Source organism: Flavobacterium niveum (assembly GCF_055231775.1).
The window spans coordinates 213,877-230,064 of record NZ_JBUYSX010000005.1 but is presented as its reverse complement, the minus strand read 5'-3'; the positions used below and the strand labels follow the sequence as shown (position 1 = coordinate 230,064).

The window sequence follows — 16,188 nt, the reverse complement described above, 5'->3', positions numbered from 1 at the left end:
TTCGTTTTCGCAAAATAGCCGATTAAAACCCGAAGCGTTGCAACCGATTCATTCCGGAATCTGTTCAAATTGTGCCAATATCTGTACTGGGGCGCATTTTTAACCTGAAATGTGGAAAAAGCAGGATGGATTGTGGTGTAAAGTGGAACACTATTGAAACGGATTGGGTGGATTTTTTGAAACCTACAAGATTTTGGAAACCTTGCAGGTTAACTGTGCCTGATACTCTCCGGCTCCTGCAAGGTCTTCAAGACCTTGTAGGTGTATACCTGAATTTTCATAAAACAAAAAAACCTTCAGCCGTTGGCTAAAGGTTTTTAAGGATTTGGTTGGTTGCTGTGCGTATACTTATTGCTTAGCTACAGTATCGTTAGCAGCAGCAGTTTCTGTAGTGTCAGCAGCCGGTGCAGCAGCAGCATTAGTGTCTACAGCAGCAGTATCTCCAACAACTTCAGTAGTTTCAGGCTCAGTAGTTTCAGGTTTTTTGTCTCCACAGCTTACAAAGCTAAATCCAGTTGCAAGAACTACAGCGGCTAATACAAATTGCTTTTTCATGATTCTAAGTTTTTTTAAAAATTATTTACTCGGTTAATTATCTGATACAAATGTACCACCCTTGTACCACCGTTTTTTGGAGAAAGGGTGAAACGGGGTTTTCACTTGGTAAAAGCGATAGGAAAAGCGTGTAAAAATGGATTACCTTTACACTACTAATACTAACACCGCATGTACCGCCCCTGTATACGACTGTTTTTACTGCTCTTAACCCTGCTGGCAGCCCCGCTGTTACAGGCACAGCATGCCAAAAAGGAAACCCCTGCCGAAATAAAAAAGGCGGCGGGCGACCTGGAAAAAGCGCTGATAGAAAACGACGATTATAAAATAGCCCGCAACTATGAACTGTTGGCACAGGAATTCGCCGATAAGGATGATTTACCACAGGCCGCCAAAAACCTGTTGAAAGCACTCGGTATTTATACCCAGGCCAAAGATGCCGACAGCAGGGCAAGGGTATTACGCAGCATAGCCAAAATACAGGAACGGCAGAAACAATGGGTGGCGGCCTCACGCAGCTATAAATCTGCTGCCGAAAGCGCTACCGGAAATGCCCTGAAAACATTAAACAACAACGACTACAATCGCCTGAGGAGCCGTGGTAATTTGGTCGTAGAAGCACGGTACCTTGACCAGAATATACAGTTGCTGAAAAAAGGAAATAATAAAAGGGAGGTTACCGATGCTTACGTACAATTGGCCCTGCTGAACCTGAAACAGGCCGACAGCACCAATGCTTTGGAACAATACCGCAAAGCACTCCCCTACGCTGCCAACCTGCCGGGCAGGGAGTTTAAAATTTACAGTGAGATTGCCAAGCTGTACGTTTCGGGGAAGCGGTATGATGAGGCGGTGCAGATTGTAAAGCAGCTATTGACCAAAGCCGCCGCCGTTAAGGACACCGATACCCAGGTAACCCAGCAGCAATACCTCGCCGCCATATACTTTGAAACTGGTGATACCGACAATGCGGTTAAAGCACTTAAAGAGGCTTATACCTTAGCGGGTGCCAACGGCAAAACATTCGATGCGCGCGAAAGCCTGCTAAAGCTTACTAACCACTACAAAACAACCGGAAACGACACGGCAAGCCTGGCGCTGTACGAGGGTTTCCTGAAGAACCTGGACCGTATTATCCTTTCGGATAAGTCGCTTACCGATGCCAAAACCTTTAAGGTTACCGAGGAGCGCATCCGTACTCTGGAAAATGAAAAGAAACTAAAGGACGAACTGATAAGCCGCAAAAACCTGTTCAGTTACTTCCTGTTGGGCGCTACGGTAATATTGTTGCTACTGTTAGGCTTAATTGCCAAGGCATTGCGTTCGATAAAAACCAAGAACAAGGAAATCGCCCTGCAATCATTACGCCTTGAAATGAACCCGCATTTCCTGTTTAACAGCCTTAACAGCGTCAACCAGTTTATAGCGCAGAATAATGAGTTGGCAGCCAATAAGTACCTTACCTCCTACTCTAACCTGATGCGGAATACCATGGAAAATTCCAATAAGGATTTTATTACGCTGGCCAATGAAACGGAGAACCTTACCAAGTACCTGGAGCTGGAATACCTGCGCTTTAAGGATAAATTTGCCTTTGAAATACACGTAGACGAAAAACTGGACCCAGATGCCGTGTGGGTACCAAACATGGTGTTGCAACCGCACCTGGAAAACGCCATTTGGCACGGGCTGCGCTACCGCGAAACCAAAGGCCTGCTAAAACTGGCTTTTTCATTGGAAGGGAAAAATGTACGCATTACGGTGGACGATAACGGCATTGGCATCACCAAAAGCAGCGAACTGAAAACCCGTAACCAGAAGGAACACCACTCCCGCGGGCTTACCAATACGGGCGAGCGCATGGCCCTGCTGAACGAACTTTATAAAATGGATATGGCATTTAGCGTAAGCGAAAAACTGCCACCCGAAACCGGTACGGTGGTTACCGTTACCATACCCCTTATACACAAACCATGATGAACGTAACGAAAATAAAAAGTGTAATTGTAGAAGACGAAACCGCTGCCCGCGAGGTGCTGAAGAGCTACCTGGCTAAATACTGCCCGCAGGTAGAGGTGATAGGCGAAGCACAAAACAGCCGCGAGGCCATTCCGCTATTGCATGAGTTGCAGCCGCAGCTGGTATTCCTGGATGTGGAAATGCCGTTTGGCAATGCGTTCGACGTGCTGGAAGCCTGCGCAGGGCTTGATTTCCAGACGATTTTTGTTACGGCTTTTTCGGAATATTCGCTGAAGGCGCTGAACATGAGTGCGGCCTACTACCTGCTGAAACCCATTAGCATAGAGGAGCTTATTGTCGCCGTAAACAAGGTGTACCAACAGGTGATGAACAAGGAACTCTTTAACCGCAACAGGGTTATTGTAGAGAACTTCCGCGAGCCTAAGCCCGAAAAACAACAGGTAATACTCCCCACGATGGAAGGCTTCGAGGTGATAAAAATGGAGGAGATAATGCGCCTTAAAGGCAATGGTAACTTTACCGACCTCTACCTTACCAACGGCTCTAAAAAAATGGCCTGCCGCTTCTTAAAGCACTTTGACGAAATGCTGCCACTGCCATTTATACGCGTACATAAGTCGCACATAGTGAATCTCAACTTTGTAAAACTGTACAACAAAGGCGGCTACATAACCCTGCAGGACAATACCGAAATAGAAATTTCGCCCACCTACAAAGAAGATTTTCTGAGGAATTTTAAGTAGTCAACCTGTGTAATATCGATATACTTATTTTGTTAAAAGCGTTATTTCCGAACTCTTTAAACCATCTGCAGAAACAATAAGTTTAGTTTTTCCGGCCGTTTTACCCGAACGTAATATCGCGAGGGCAAACCCATTATGCATTGTAATATGGTCGGTATTGAAAAGTTCGTTAGTAGTATGGTCGCCGTTGTCTACAGATATAAGCTCTGCCACACCAGATACCCGGAATTTTACTGTTCCGGTTGCATCTGCAACCACACGTCCCTTGCTGTCTACGGCATAAACCTTAATATATTTCAGGTTAGCCCCTCCAGCTTTCCAAAGTTCTTTTTCGTTTTCAACTTCTATTTTAAGGGCTACTGCCTTACCGGTAGTTTCCAGTGTATGCCTGGCTACTTCTTTCCCGTTGTTTTTAGCCACAGCAACAATAGTCCCTTGCCCATAAGGTACTCCCTGCCATAGTATCTTATTTCTCTTGTCTATATTTACAACATCATTTTTTTGGACACCGAAAGATTTTCCGTTAACCAGGAGTTCCACTTCTTCGACATTCGTATAAGTATACACGTCATATTTTTTCCCTGCTTCCCTGTTCCAGTGCGACGAAACATTAACGGTACCAATAGTTTGCTCATTCCACTCCATACTCTCGGCAGCTTTATCCACTACACCAATGTGTACAAGAGGCTCACTGCTGAATGCGCTTTTTATAAGATAGGCCTGCGGGTAAGGCTGAAGTGCATGGTTAAAGTAGGAAAAGTTCCAGCCTTTGCGGGGCCATCCGTTTGATTCTCCCCAATACTCTATAGCACCCCAATAGGCAAGCCCCACCATTTTATCAAGGTCCATACCGAAATAAGGCGCCAAAAGCTCATTGGTAGTAGCTTCACTTTGATAGATTATCATATCAGGCGCGTGTTTAAGGTATTCCTGATAATTGGCATAGCGGTAATTAAAGCTGGCTACCTCAGTAATCGTAGCCAGCTCCGGTGGGAATATTTTTGTATTGAAATCCGCATCATTCTTATTAAGCCCTCCCGCGCGTGAAGGGTGCATCGCTACGGTAGTTTTGCGTGTATTATCGTAACGTTTTACTAGTACATCAACGATTTTGTAGGTGGTTACACCCCAGTCTCCGGTATCAAAACCGGCCAGGTCTTCGCGCATTTGCAGCTCGTTACCCAGGCTCCATAATATAACAGACGGATGGTTGCGGTCGCGCTTTATCCATTCGGGGACCATCTTGTACCACAGTTCTGTAAACGGCTTCTTACCCGGCCAATACGTTTCTTCACTCCATTTATCCGACAGTTCGTCTACAATGAGTATACCGTGCTTATCGGCCAGTTCCATAAATGATTTTGAATACGGGTTGTGTGAAGTACGCACATGGTTAAAACCAAAAGCCTTTAACTGTTTAAATAATCGTTCTATTGCATCATCGTATACTGCAGCCCCCAGTGTACCCAGGTCATGATGGTTTGCTATACCCTTCAGGATAACTTTTTTTCCATTCAGCATAAAACCATGCTCACGAGAAAACTCTATAGTGCGTATCCCAAAATTTTCCGTTACATTATCTATTACCTTTCCGTTATATGATACAGTAACTTCGGCTTTATAAAGGCTTGGCGATTCACAAGACCAAAGCTGCGGCTGTGCAATAGTTACTGCCGGTAATGGTACTTCAATCTTCCGCAGCTTATTACCCTGCGGAGCTGCTATCCTGGTTTCTGCAACCTGCTTACCATCCGGGCCGTATATTTTTGCCATAATCTGTACATCTAACCGCTTACCGGTTATACCTTCCATTTCCACCTGTACGTTGACTTCAGCCTGTTGGCCCGAAATTTTAGGCGTGGTAATATAAACCCCATTACGGGCAATGGCTATGGTATCTTTTACCACTAAATGCACATCACGAAACAACCCGCCCCCTGTATACCAGCGCGAACTGCCATTTTTTCCTGTAGAAGCGTGTACAGCCACAATATTCTCTCCCCCGTAATTTAAAAGCTTGCTGATATCGGCCTCGGCACCAAGATAGCCATAGTCTACATCCATAACTTTGGTACCGTTTAAGTACACCTCCCCATACAGCATAAGCCCTTCCAGATCCAGCAGTACCTTTTTGCCTTTCCATGCAGCATTAGGTTTAAATGATTTCCTGTACCATGCGGTGCCCATGGCTTTAAACCCACGCCCGCGGCTCGCTTTTTCATCCCACGGTTGTTCCATCTGAAAATCGTGTGGCAAATCGAGCTTACGCCAGGCACTGTCATTATAGTCAACGGCCGAAGCATTTTCTTCCTCACCAAAATGAAACTTCCAGTCATAGTTAAATAGCTGTACTACTCTTTTATTGTTATCTGTTTTTTGTGAGAAGGATAATAAAGGGAGTAGTATACTTAATAGTAAAAATATCTTGCTTTTCATAAAACAGTAAGGTTCTGATATACTTGTTGCAAACGTATTGTTTTCCGCGCTATAAGGTATCCTGACCTATCCTGAAAACGATTTAGTACTACTTGCAAAAAAGATTTTGAGGAACTTTAAATAAAAATCCGGGCTGTTGAACATGATTCAACAGCCCCAATTTATTATATTTCATTACGGTTAATTCTTAACCAGTTTCTTTGAAACCACAGCTCCGTTACCGGCTTTAAACAACACGGTATACACACCATTAGCAAGGCTTTTTACATCAAAGCTTATCTTGTTGTTTACGGGGGCAATAGTTGTTTTAAAAACATTCCTGCCCGAAATATCATAAACCTCTATAGTATCGTATTCAGCTTTGCCTTCAAAAGATACGGTTACCACATCGTGTGCAGGGTTTGGCGCCATGCGTATCGTATTTTGGGCAAAAGCATCTACAGCTGAAGTAGCCACGCAGGTATATACCAAAAACGGTTCTAAGTGGTGTACATTATCCCCCGTACCCAGTTGAGAATTTGTATTATTCCCCCAGGCATATAAATCGCCGTTGGTTTTTAGCCCCAGTGTATGTTCGCGCCCGGCACTTACTACAGCCCAGTCAGTATCGGTGCCTATCTGTACCGGTACGTTTTTATCTATCGTAGTACCGTCGCCTACCTGCCCGTAATCATTTTGGCCCCAGCCCCACAGCGTACCGTCGGCTTTTATGGCAAACGAATCGTTAAAGCCTGATTCTATAAACACCCAGTCGGTATCGGTACCTATCTGCATCGGGAAACTTATCAATCCCTGCTCAAATTCAGGTCCCAGGCCTAACGGCCCCGTACCGCTGCTCCATACACCACCAAAAACATACAGGCTGCCATCGGTCTTTAATGCCAGGCAGTGAATACCGGCATGTGCCCCTTTTACAGCAGCCCAATCAGTATCGGTACCTACCTGCATAGGGTAAGGGACAGTTGTATTACTTAAATCCTGCGCCAGCGCCCCACTGCCGTTACCACCCCACGACCATAAGGTACCATCGGTCTTTAAACCAAAAGAAGAAAGCACCCCGGTGGTTACCCAGGTCCAGTCTGTACCCGTACCTATCTGTATGGGAACCAGGCTGGGTAAAGTAGACGAATTACCCAGCTTGCCGCTATAGTTAGAACCCCATGCCCACAGTGTACCATTGTTTTTTACACTGAGTGTATGCTCGCGGTTAGAGCTAACCTGTTTCCAGTCGGTAGCGGTGCCTATCTGAACAAAATTATACACCTTATAAAAAGTTTGTGCAATACCGTTGCCCAGCTGGCCCTGATCGCCCAGGCCTGTACCCCAAAGCGAACCGTCATTTTTAATCGTGAAGGTTGTTGTTGCCCCGGCAAAAATTTTGCTGTAATCGGTACCGGTGCCTATTTGCGTAGGTGTGTTCACATCACCGGTAGGGCCAAGGCCCATATTGCCCAGGTCTACCAGTCCCCAGCCCCATGAGTATATGGTGCCGTCATCTTTCATGATTACAGACTGGTGTTCTGAAGCCTGTATGTTAGTAATACACTGGCTGTAGCCCATAGCAGAGCATGCCAGCAAAAGCAGGGTAATCTTTTTCATAGTAAATGGTTTTTTAGGTTTTTACTAACTTAACATTTTTTCTGAAGAAAACCGCCACTAAACAGGCTATCACCCTAAAATTCAATAAATAACAAATCCAGGATAAAAAACTAATGATTCTTTTTTAAACATAATACCACACATACTAAAAATAGCAATACCACAGTTTTTTGATAACCTATAACGTTGCTACAACAATAATGTACGCCCTGCACCTATTTCGTTAAGGAACGTTTCGTCATGGGATACTACTATAAGCGCGCCTTTGCACTCTTTGGCAGCAGCCGTAAGCATTTCTATATTGTTAATATCGAGGTTGTTTGTAGGCTCGTCTAAAATAATGATGTGGGGTGGCGTGCTTATTATCGTAAGGCAGCACAGCAACAGTTTAAGGCGTTCGCCACCGCTTAGGGTACTGCACGGCTTATCCCAATGTTCGCGTGTAAACAGGAAACGGTTCAGCCGTATTTTAATGTCATGCTCTTCAAGCCCGGAATCGTTAAACTGCATGGCCTGACCGTATATACTCAGCGAATTGTCTATCAGTGAATAATCCTGGTCGATGTACAGGCAATGGATCCCCGCATTGTGTACCGTACCCTCAGTAGGTTGCAGGCATCCGGTAATAAGCTGTATCAGTGTGGTTTTACCGCTGCCGTTAGCGCCTTTCAGGGCTATGCGTTCGCCGGCAGTAATTTCAAGGCTTAACGGATGCTTCCATATAGTAGTGGCGCCATAACTGTAGTTGACACCCTGTAGTTTTACTAACACCTTGCCATTATGGGCGGCCGAATCCCTGAAGCCAAACTTCATTTTGGCCGGGTCGTTTACTTCGGCACGTAAACCCTGCAAATCCTTACTGATGCCGTCTATCTTTTCGGCATGCACATCCCTCAGCTTAGATGAAGTAGCCTCGGCATTGTTTTTAAGCGTATTCATCATAATACGGGCTACACCGGCTTTTTCCTGCTTGCCTTTGCCCCGTGCATCCAGTTTTTGCTGGCGTATTATGGTTTCCCGTTCTTTTTCACGGGCTTTGCGCAATGCTTTTTCTTTCGATTGTATGTCCTGGCTCAGGGCATTTTGCTCTATTGCTTTTTGCTGCACGTAAAAATCGTAATTGCCGCCGTAGCTTTTTATCCCTTTGCTGCTAAACTCGCACACCCTGCCGAACAACCCGAGCAACTTACGGTCGTGGCTCACGGCAATAAGGGTTATTTTAGCCGAAGGGATATATTCATACAACAGCTCCCTGCCCGCAGCATCAAGGTGGTTGCTTGGTTCATCCATCAGTACCAGTTGGGGTTGGTGGATTAAAATCCCCGCAAGGAAAACACGAGTCTTTTGCCCGCCGCTCAGCGCCCCCATACTTTGGGACATATCTATACCCGAAAGGCCCCAGTGTTGCAGGGCTTCGGCACAGCGTTCTTCTATGCCCCAGTCATTGTCCAGCAGCTCGAAGTTGGCTTCAGTGGCATTGCCGTTTAAAATTTCACGGAGCGCCATAAGCTTATCCCCTACCCGGAGCGCCTGTCCCACGGTAAGGTGGTCGTACTGCCCGAAAACCTGGGGCACCGTGTACAGCGTAGCACCCACATCCAGATGGCCTGATAACGGTTGTAATTCGCCTGATATTATTTTTAATAATGTCGATTTGCCCGCACCGTTATTGCCTGTTATGGCAACTTTTTCGTACGCGTTTATAGTAAGGCTGATATTGGTAAACAGCACATCTTTATTCAGATGTGAATATGAAATGTTTTGAAGGATAACCATAATTTCTTTCTTAGTGATGAAACAAACCATAACCGCTGTGTGGCGGCTACTTTTATTTTTACTAAAAGAGATTACTTTTTACATTTCGTTACCTGTGGTTTTACGGTGCAAAGATAGCAATCTTTTACGAACCGTACCGTGGAAAATTCTTGTTTACACCACTGCTATTTATACACTATATTTGTACTAATCACTTTAACTAACCATGAAACCTTTTGGTATCAATTAATATTGATCCGAAAAAATTTGAGCGTAAAATTTCAGGAATAAAAAAAGCCTCTGAAAATCAGAGGCTTTTGTTGTGCGGGTGATAGAAGGCGAATCCAGTATAAACTGACGTTTTTCTAAGTTAGACACAATCAACTAAACCCTTATAAATAAGGGGAAAAGTATAAAGTTGCATTCACTTGAATACGATTGAATAAAGAGCCGCAAAGCAAATAGTGGGGGAAAATTGGGGGAATTTTGAGATAGCCCCTGTCCTACAGCCACTAACTTTGTAAAGCCAAAAACAATTAAAAAAGTGATATGTCAACAACAAAATTTAGAGTAAAAGGAGACAAGGATTTCAACAGTATTTACGTGAGGTTTAAACAGGGTAGCCAGTTCGATATTGAACTATCTACAGGCTTGGAAGCTCCCAAAGGGAGGTGGAGTGATGCAAAGCAACAGGTACTACAAACTACAGAAATAGATTATAAAGCTGTAAATAGCAAACTGAAAGCTTTAGAGGCATTTCTAAGCAAGGAGTTTCAACTTACAAAGCTGGATGAAATAACTATTAACAGCAGGTGGCTCAAAGAAAAATTAAGTACTTTCTTTAACAGGGAAACAGCAAACCCAGATATTGACAACAAAGTGTTTGTTACCAACTACATAAAGCAATTCATAGAAGAGTCAAGGACAAAAAAGAGCAAAAAAAACACACCAATTAAGCCTCGCACCATACAGCACTATCAAACCACCTTAAATAAGATTATAGACTTTGAGGCGTACTTAGGGAAAAAGCTGAAATTAATTGACTTAGACCTGAAGTTTCATACTAAGTTTGTTCATTACCTTGAAAACCATCAATTTCTTAACCCAAACACTATTGGTGGGTATATTGACGACATAAAGTTGTTTTGCAGCAATGCTGACAAAAAAGAATACCGTGTATCTAAAGACTATAAACTGTCTGAGTTTTACACACCAATCAACTCTACCTCTGATATTTATCTTAATGAATTAGAAATCAATAAAATATATAACACCGAGTTTAGTCAGGATTACTTAGATAATGCGAGGGATTGGCTTATAATAGGGGTTTGGACTGGTTTAAGGGTGTCCGACCTTCTAAAACTGAAAGCGGAGGATATTATTGAAGGTTTTATCTATAACACTAATCAGAAAACAGAGTATCCAGCTATTATACCTATACATTCACAAGTGAGTGCTATCCTTGAAAAAAGGGAAGGACAATTCCCTCGTCAAATAAGTGACCAAAGGTTCAACTCATACATCAAAGAAGTTTGTAAACAGTCAGGCATTACAGAAAAGGTATACGGTGCAAAAATTGACGAATTAACAGTTGATATTGACGGCAAGAAGGAAACTATACACAGGAAACAGAAAAAGATTTATTCCAAGCATGAATTAGTTTCATCTCATATTTGCCGAAGGTCATTTGCTACTAATCACTATGGACAGATTGATACACTAACTATAATGAAGATAACTGGTCATAAAACTGAAAATCAATTCTTTAAATACATAAAGATTACACCGAGAGAATATGCTGAAAAATTAAAGGCTCACTGGAATACTTATATGCAGGGTAAAGCTGCCTAAACTGCAAAAGATTACAAACTGGGAGGCGGGTAGGGTAAAACCCTACTTGCACCCCGTCTTATTTAGGACAGAGGGTACGGTTATGACCAGAGAAACAATTTTATAAAAAACGATATAATATAAAAGGAAATTATTGCAACTCCGAGCAGCCTGTGAAATTGTTATTTACATAGTATAATAAGGTAGCTACGGTGGTAGATGTAAATTATAAATTTACGGATATATAAAGACAACGATAATCCCTATATTTATACAAGCTAAACAGCTCATTTTCTTTGGTTTTAAGGAAAGCTACTCAAATTGACTGACACTTAATCAGTTTTAAGTTTAAGGTCTAAAAGTTGCTTCGGTTCTACATCTAAGGCATTGGCAATTTTGACTAATGTCAGTACAGTTGTGTTAATCTTAGCCTGCTCAATTCGCTGGATTTGAATTTTAGGCAGTTCAGCATCATCAGCCAAATCTTGTTGAGAAAGGTTTTTCTCCTCTCTCAACCTCCGAATATGGATACCTAAATCCACCAGAAATTTGTCCTCTGAAGTTTGCATATTCAAAGGTCACAACAATAAAAAACCTCACGGATACATTTGTGTATCCAATTTTATATCTTTGTAGTAACCTTTAAAAGCCACCTAATGAAAAAAGCTTTACTTTTGACAGTAGCGATTCTGCTACTTAGCTGCTCAGGCTCCGATGACAATAGTGCTACATCGCAAAACAATGAAATCAACCCTCCTACTTGGATACAAGGGACATGGCTCAATCAAGAGTTTCTGGATGCTGGTGTTTCTTCAGGATTTAAATTTACTTCGGACAACTTCTGTACTGTGTTATATAACAATACTACGTGTTATAAAGAGCAACCATTAGAGTTTGATGAAATTTCTACAAGTACAAGCTATGAAATTGTTCTAACTGGCTCTGGTACAGGCGTAACTTATCATTTTACAAAGATTAGTAATACCCAGATAGAAACAAATGGTGTAACTTATACGAAGCAATGATGAAAATACTACTTTTTATTTTGTTAGTATCTCCTCATCTTAAAGCGCAGGATGTTTGGGTAAACAGTTATACCACAAGTGAAGGCACTTATGTTGAGGGGCATTATAGGACTCCACCCGACAATACGGTCAACAACAATTACAGTACTTTAGGTAATGTCAATCCTCATACAGGCGATTGGGGAACAAAGCCTCGTGAAAGTTCATACTATTACGATGTAAACTACGTAGGCAGCACAAATCCATTGGCAAATGTTATGCCTGCACCAGTCTCAAAGGTTGAAAGCGATTACTATAAGTCGGAAGCTAAACATGTAGAAAGTTTGTACCAAAGTAAAGACACCGCTTTTCAAAGTGAATATAGCCAGAATTACAAAGACTATCTGTATGAAAAAGAACACTCACAGCCATTAAAAGACTTTGAAGATAATAAGACTAAGTTTTACACCTATCAAACACATACAGATACCCCAGATACCCCAGATACAGAAAACAAGTTGGGTGCAACTGTCGGTTTTTTAATATTTGCTTCCCTGTTAATTTTTGTCCTATTAATTTTCGCAATTCCTAAAACCAAAAAATATATGACCTTTGAAGAAGCACTTAAAGTTAAGAACACATATCCCATACCATATAAGGCAAATGGAACTCACTACATCATTAAAATTGTACCTGCTTTGATTGACGATTATGCAAGGTTCTTAGCAGATTTTAGACTACAAGATTTATCTGATGAGGATGCTAAAAAGTATTCGACGAATGGCAAGTTTAAAGTAGAAGGTTTGATATGTGTTGCTTTCAATGTACATCAACTTCCTTTACCCTAAACAAAACGCCCGGCAGGGCGTTATTGTTATAGGTATTATAGTTGACATTCCAGCCCTAAGCAGCTACTTTTATTGTAGTAAGTGAGCACCCCATCATTTCGGAAAACTTTTCAGCCACTTTACTAAGAATTTCCTTTTTTGTGGTATCTAAGCCATATTTAGCTAAAAGGTCATTAAACCTTGCCTTCCTGGTTCTTCTTACTTTATCGGTCTTATCTCTTGCCAATTTCTTCCAGTATAAAGGGTTAGTGCACTCCATAAGCAATTTCTTATCCTCTTGAGAAATATTGACATCCGAATAATCATCAACAATCATTAGCTTCTGTAGCTCCTCAATCAGAAAAGCGTATAATGTTGTCATAGTGTTTTCCTTTAGCAAATCTTCAAGCCTAAACACCCCTAAACTTTGAAGTTTACGTTTACTTGTGATTTTGACTTCAACTCTTAAGATATTACTTTTCAATCTGTATTGTTTAGCCTTATTGTAAATCTTTAGAGAGTAATCCGTTTTTTGATACTCTTTGAAGTCCCCCCGTCCTCTAAATTTTTCATCCCGCTGGTGAGAGCCATAATCATACATTAGGAGATTGAAGTCTAAAAACTCCTGTGGGGGTTTTGATATATAAATATTTAAGCCAAACTCTAAATTAGTTAAGGATGTTTTGTCCTCAATCTGTAGAGTTTTCATAAGGTGCAATATACTCTCATTGGCAGATGAAAAGCAGAGGTCATTATAGTTCTGGTCAAGCCCTCCTTTTATAAGATTTGTTAGCTTATGTATGCTGCCGTTCCCAAAAGCCCCTTTACAGGTCAATACTACTTCCATATTGAAATATTTCCCTTTCAGAGGACAATCCTGCATCTCACTTGTAAAAACGTTGTATTTGGCATTTAAATCGATTACATGGGTGCTGTTGATATGGTTCGCTAAAATCTCCCTTTCCCGAACCCAAAATTTTACGTTATCTATCATTATGCTGCTGTACTTAGTCGGTTCATAATGTCCTCACGTCTATATAGTACCCTGCCCATCACTTTTTTTGCGAGTAATATACCTTGCTTATTCCAATCGTGTAATGTAGTCAGGGAAACATTTAGCATCTCACTAACCTCTTTTCGGGTTAGCAGCTCTTTTACTATAGGTTTAGTTTCCTCACAAGGAGGGCATTTTTGAGGCGGTACAGCCTCTTTTATTAACTGAATTAAGTCTTCTTTCGTTAGGTCGATAATTCTTACTGTTTGTGCCATCTTTAAAAATAAACATTAGTTATCCAGCCCAGAATAATGTTTTTACTGGGAATGAATGAGTTAAAAAAAATTACTTGATACTAAATGACTCTTTTGTGTACACTTAAAGTCGGTTGGTTTTGCTTCGGTAAGGGGGATTACCTGACATTCCGAATACAAAGTTACGGCAAAGTAGAGGGTTTCACAAGCAGTAAATTGGAAGTGTTAAAGTATTTGCAGGATTTAAAACCCTTACGAACAACAACTTAACATCGAGTTAATTTAAGTTCATACAAAAAGGTATGTTTTTTAAGAAAACTTTGACTAATTTTTAACTACAGAAAAGCACAGAAGAAAAATAATTTTGTAACTTAAAGCCGAAATTAGGTTATTCAGTTATATAAGGCTGGATAAAAATATGTTCAAAAACACAATAACTCAGAAAACAGGGGGGCTTTTAGGGGAATTTAAAACCATAAAAAAAGCCTATCAACTGTATTTCAAGTTAATAGGCTCTTTGTTCAGTGCGGGTGATAGGACTCGAACCTACACACCGTGAGGCACCAGATCCTAAGTCTGGCGTGTCTACCAATTTCACCACACCCGCAGGTCAGTAATACTTGACAGTGTTTGTTTCATTATTACGGGTGCAAATATACGGCGCTTTTCCACATCTGCAAGCAAAATGGGCAAAAATTAATTATTATTTTTTCTGTACATTTGGCTTAAAATCGTATATCTCTCATAATAAATGGATAACATAAAAAATTATGTCGGCCAAAACAAAGACCGATTTATAAACGAACTGATTGAACTCCTTAAAATACCCTCGGTTAGCGCAGACAGCGCCTACAGCCAAGACGTAATTAACACCGCCGATGCGGTGCTTGCCAGCCTTAAAGCCGCCGGATGCGATAAAGTGGAACTGTGCGAAACACCCGGCTACCCTATTGTTTACGGTGAAAAAACCATAGATCCTGCCCTGCCTACAGTACTGGTATACGGCCACTACGATGTGCAGCCTGCCGATCCTATTGACCTGTGGACCTCTCCCCCTTTTGAGCCGGTAATTAAAAAAACAGAGTTGCACCCTGAAGGGGCCATCTTCGCCCGTGGTGCCTGCGACGACAAAGGGCAGATGTACATGCACGTAAAGGCGCTGGAATACATGATACAAAACAACAACCTGCCGTGCAACGTAAAGTTTATGATTGAGGGCGAGGAAGAAGTGGGTTCGCCAAGCCTTGCCTGGTTTGTAGAACGCAACCAGGACAAACTTAAAAACGACGTTATCCTGATTTCAGATACGGGGATGATTTCTAACCAGCAGCCCAGCATTACTACCGGCCTTCGCGGCCTTAGCTATGTAGAGGTAGAGGTTACCGGACCTAACCGCGACCTGCATTCTGGTCTTTACGGCGGTGCTGTAGCCAACCCTATAAACATACTGGCCAAGATGATTGCCCAGCTTCACGACGAAAACAACCACATTACCATACCGGGCTTCTACGACAAAGTAGAGGAACTGAGCCGCGAAGAGCGTGACGAAATGGCAAAAGCGCCGTTTAGCCTTGATGCGTACAAAAAAGCGCTGGACATTGAAGACGTGTACGGCGAAGCTACCTACACCACTAACGAGCGCAACTCTATACGCCCTACGCTTGACGTAAACGGCATTTGGGGCGGCTATACCGGCGAAGGTGCCAAAACGGTTATTGCAAGTAAGGCCTACGCCAAAATATCGATGCGCCTGGTGCCTGACCAGGACTGGAACGAAATCACAGAACTGTTTACAAAACATTTCACTGCTATAGCACCTAAAGGTGTAAAAGTAAAAGTTACCCCACACCACGGCGGTCAGGCATATGTAACCCCTATAGACAGCATTGGCTACCAGGCCGCTGCCAAGGCATACGAAGAAAGCTTTGGCGTAAAGCCGATACCGGTACGTTCAGGAGGTTCTATCCCTATTGTGGCGCTGTTTGAAAAAGAACTGAAAAGCAAAACAATAATGATGGGCTTTGGCCTGGATAGTGATGCCATACACTCACCAAACGAGCACTATGGCATTTTCAACTACCTGAAAGGCATTGAAACCATTCCGTTGTTTTATAAGCATTTTGCGGAGCTTTCGAAATAGTTGTTGGTTGCCAGTTGTTGGTTGTTAGAAACATCACTCGGCATTTTCTAACCATTGAAACAAATGTTACG

Annotated in this window: 13 protein-coding genes and 1 tRNA gene; 6 read left to right on the top strand and 8 right to left on the bottom strand. The window is 42.2% G+C overall.

Annotated features, from left to right (window positions below; translation table 11 throughout):
* Window positions 1-348 precede the first annotated feature (348 nt).
* Window positions 349-555 carry a hypothetical protein gene (locus ACZIX4_RS14060; protein ID WP_463336275.1) on the bottom strand — a complete coding sequence of 69 codons (207 nt, stop codon included), beginning with the start codon at window positions 553-555 and terminating at the stop codon, window positions 349-351.
* Between the two features lie 171 nt (window positions 556-726).
* Between ACZIX4_RS14060 and ACZIX4_RS14055 the strand changes: the two genes are divergently transcribed.
* Both ACZIX4_RS14055 and ACZIX4_RS14050 read left to right on the top strand, forming a co-directional pair.
* Window positions 727-2,532: a tetratricopeptide repeat-containing sensor histidine kinase gene (locus ACZIX4_RS14055; RefSeq protein WP_463336274.1), complete on the top strand. Its 1,806-nt coding sequence runs from the start codon at window positions 727-729 to the stop codon at window positions 2,530-2,532.
* Window positions 2,529-3,278, top strand: coding sequence for a LytR/AlgR family response regulator transcription factor (locus ACZIX4_RS14050; protein ID WP_463336273.1), 750 nt, complete (start codon window positions 2,529-2,531; stop codon window positions 3,276-3,278). Before ACZIX4_RS14055 ends, ACZIX4_RS14050 begins: the two co-directional genes overlap by 4 nt.
* A 24-nt stretch (window positions 3,279-3,302) precedes the next feature.
* On the opposite strand, the gene ACZIX4_RS14045 is transcribed toward ACZIX4_RS14050, so the two are convergent.
* The 3 genes from ACZIX4_RS14045 to ACZIX4_RS14035 form a co-directional block, all read right to left on the bottom strand.
* Window positions 3,303-5,714 carry a glycoside hydrolase family 2 TIM barrel-domain containing protein gene (locus ACZIX4_RS14045; RefSeq protein ID WP_463336272.1) on the bottom strand — a complete coding sequence of 804 codons (2,412 nt, stop codon included), beginning with the start codon at window positions 5,712-5,714 and terminating at the stop codon, window positions 3,303-3,305.
* A gap of 180 nt (window positions 5,715-5,894) precedes the next feature.
* A complete protein-coding gene (locus tag ACZIX4_RS14040; RefSeq protein ID WP_463336271.1) occupies window positions 5,895-7,313 on the bottom strand; it encodes a T9SS type A sorting domain-containing protein in 1,419 nt (472 codons plus the stop codon).
* Window positions 7,314-7,502: 189 nt separating this feature from the next.
* Complete coding sequence (locus ACZIX4_RS14035; protein ID WP_463336270.1) at window positions 7,503-9,089, bottom strand: ABC-F family ATP-binding cassette domain-containing protein; 1,587 nt, start codon at window positions 9,087-9,089, stop codon at window positions 7,503-7,505.
* 528 nt (window positions 9,090-9,617) lie between these two features.
* On the opposite strand from ACZIX4_RS14035, the gene ACZIX4_RS14030 reads away from it, so the two are divergent.
* On the top strand, window positions 9,618-10,919 hold the full coding sequence (locus ACZIX4_RS14030) for a phage integrase SAM-like domain-containing protein (RefSeq protein WP_463336269.1): 1,302 nt from the start codon (window positions 9,618-9,620) through the stop codon (window positions 10,917-10,919).
* A gap of 311 nt (window positions 10,920-11,230) precedes the next feature.
* Here the strand turns inward: ACZIX4_RS14030 and ACZIX4_RS14025 are convergent, their stop codons facing one another.
* Window positions 11,231-11,467 carry a helix-turn-helix domain-containing protein gene (locus ACZIX4_RS14025; RefSeq protein WP_463336268.1) on the bottom strand — a complete coding sequence of 79 codons (237 nt, stop codon included), beginning with the start codon at window positions 11,465-11,467 and terminating at the stop codon, window positions 11,231-11,233.
* 87 nt (window positions 11,468-11,554) lie between these two features.
* Between ACZIX4_RS14025 and ACZIX4_RS14020 the strand changes: the two genes are divergently transcribed.
* The gene (locus tag ACZIX4_RS14020) at window positions 11,555-11,923 is read left to right on the top strand and encodes a hypothetical protein (protein WP_463336267.1); all 369 of its coding nucleotides are present in this window, start codon (window positions 11,555-11,557) and stop codon (window positions 11,921-11,923) included.
* The gene (locus tag ACZIX4_RS14015; protein ID WP_463336266.1) at window positions 11,923-12,750 is read left to right on the top strand and encodes a hypothetical protein; all 828 of its coding nucleotides are present in this window, start codon (window positions 11,923-11,925) and stop codon (window positions 12,748-12,750) included. Before ACZIX4_RS14020 ends, ACZIX4_RS14015 begins: the two co-directional genes overlap by 1 nt.
* Before the next feature lie 55 nt (window positions 12,751-12,805).
* Here ACZIX4_RS14015 and ACZIX4_RS14010 read toward each other — a convergent pair whose 3' ends face one another.
* The 3 genes from ACZIX4_RS14010 to ACZIX4_RS14000 all read right to left on the bottom strand — a co-directional run bounded on the left by ACZIX4_RS14010 (window position 12,806) and on the right by ACZIX4_RS14000 (window position 14,584).
* Window positions 12,806-13,723 carry a hypothetical protein gene (locus ACZIX4_RS14010; RefSeq protein WP_463336265.1) on the bottom strand — a complete coding sequence of 306 codons (918 nt, stop codon included), beginning with the start codon at window positions 13,721-13,723 and terminating at the stop codon, window positions 12,806-12,808.
* Window positions 13,723-13,998: a helix-turn-helix domain-containing protein gene (locus ACZIX4_RS14005; protein ID WP_463336264.1), complete on the bottom strand. Its 276-nt coding sequence runs from the start codon at window positions 13,996-13,998 to the stop codon at window positions 13,723-13,725. Before ACZIX4_RS14005 ends, ACZIX4_RS14010 begins: the two co-directional genes overlap by 1 nt.
* Before the next feature lie 504 nt (window positions 13,999-14,502).
* A tRNA-Leu gene (locus ACZIX4_RS14000) sits at window positions 14,503-14,584 on the bottom strand.
* Between the two features lie 144 nt (window positions 14,585-14,728).
* Here ACZIX4_RS14000 and ACZIX4_RS13995 point away from each other — a divergent pair.
* Entirely contained in the window at window positions 14,729-16,117 is a 1,389-nt protein-coding gene (locus ACZIX4_RS13995; RefSeq protein WP_463336263.1) for a dipeptidase, read from the top strand.
* Window positions 16,118-16,188 lie beyond the last annotated feature (71 nt).

Excerpts from the sequence above, each read along its gene's own strand:
- ACZIX4_RS14060 (WP_463336275.1), bottom strand. The coding sequence starts at position 555 with ATGAAAAAGCAATTTGTATTAGCCGCTGTAGTTCTTGCAACTGGATTT.
- ACZIX4_RS14055 (WP_463336274.1), top strand. The coding sequence starts at position 727 with ATGTACCGCCCCTGTATACGACTGTTTTTACTGCTCTTAACCCTGCTG.
- ACZIX4_RS14050 (WP_463336273.1), top strand. The coding sequence starts at position 2,529 with ATGATGAACGTAACGAAAATAAAAAGTGTAATTGTAGAAGACGAAACC.
- ACZIX4_RS14045 (WP_463336272.1), bottom strand. The coding sequence starts at position 5,714 with ATGAAAAGCAAGATATTTTTACTATTAAGTATACTACTCCCTTTATTA.
- ACZIX4_RS14040 (WP_463336271.1), bottom strand. The coding sequence starts at position 7,313 with ATGAAAAAGATTACCCTGCTTTTGCTGGCATGCTCTGCTATGGGCTAC.
- ACZIX4_RS14035 (WP_463336270.1), bottom strand. The coding sequence starts at position 9,089 with ATGGTTATCCTTCAAAACATTTCATATTCACATCTGAATAAAGATGTG.
- ACZIX4_RS14030 (WP_463336269.1), top strand. The coding sequence starts at position 9,618 with ATGTCAACAACAAAATTTAGAGTAAAAGGAGACAAGGATTTCAACAGT.
- ACZIX4_RS14025 (WP_463336268.1), bottom strand. The coding sequence starts at position 11,467 with ATGCAAACTTCAGAGGACAAATTTCTGGTGGATTTAGGTATCCATATT.
- ACZIX4_RS14020 (WP_463336267.1), top strand. The coding sequence starts at position 11,555 with ATGAAAAAAGCTTTACTTTTGACAGTAGCGATTCTGCTACTTAGCTGC.
- ACZIX4_RS14015 (WP_463336266.1), top strand. The coding sequence starts at position 11,923 with ATGAAAATACTACTTTTTATTTTGTTAGTATCTCCTCATCTTAAAGCG.
- ACZIX4_RS14010 (WP_463336265.1), bottom strand. The coding sequence starts at position 13,723 with ATGATAGATAACGTAAAATTTTGGGTTCGGGAAAGGGAGATTTTAGCG.
- ACZIX4_RS14005 (WP_463336264.1), bottom strand. The coding sequence starts at position 13,998 with ATGGCACAAACAGTAAGAATTATCGACCTAACGAAAGAAGACTTAATT.
- ACZIX4_RS13995 (WP_463336263.1), top strand. The coding sequence starts at position 14,729 with ATGGATAACATAAAAAATTATGTCGGCCAAAACAAAGACCGATTTATA.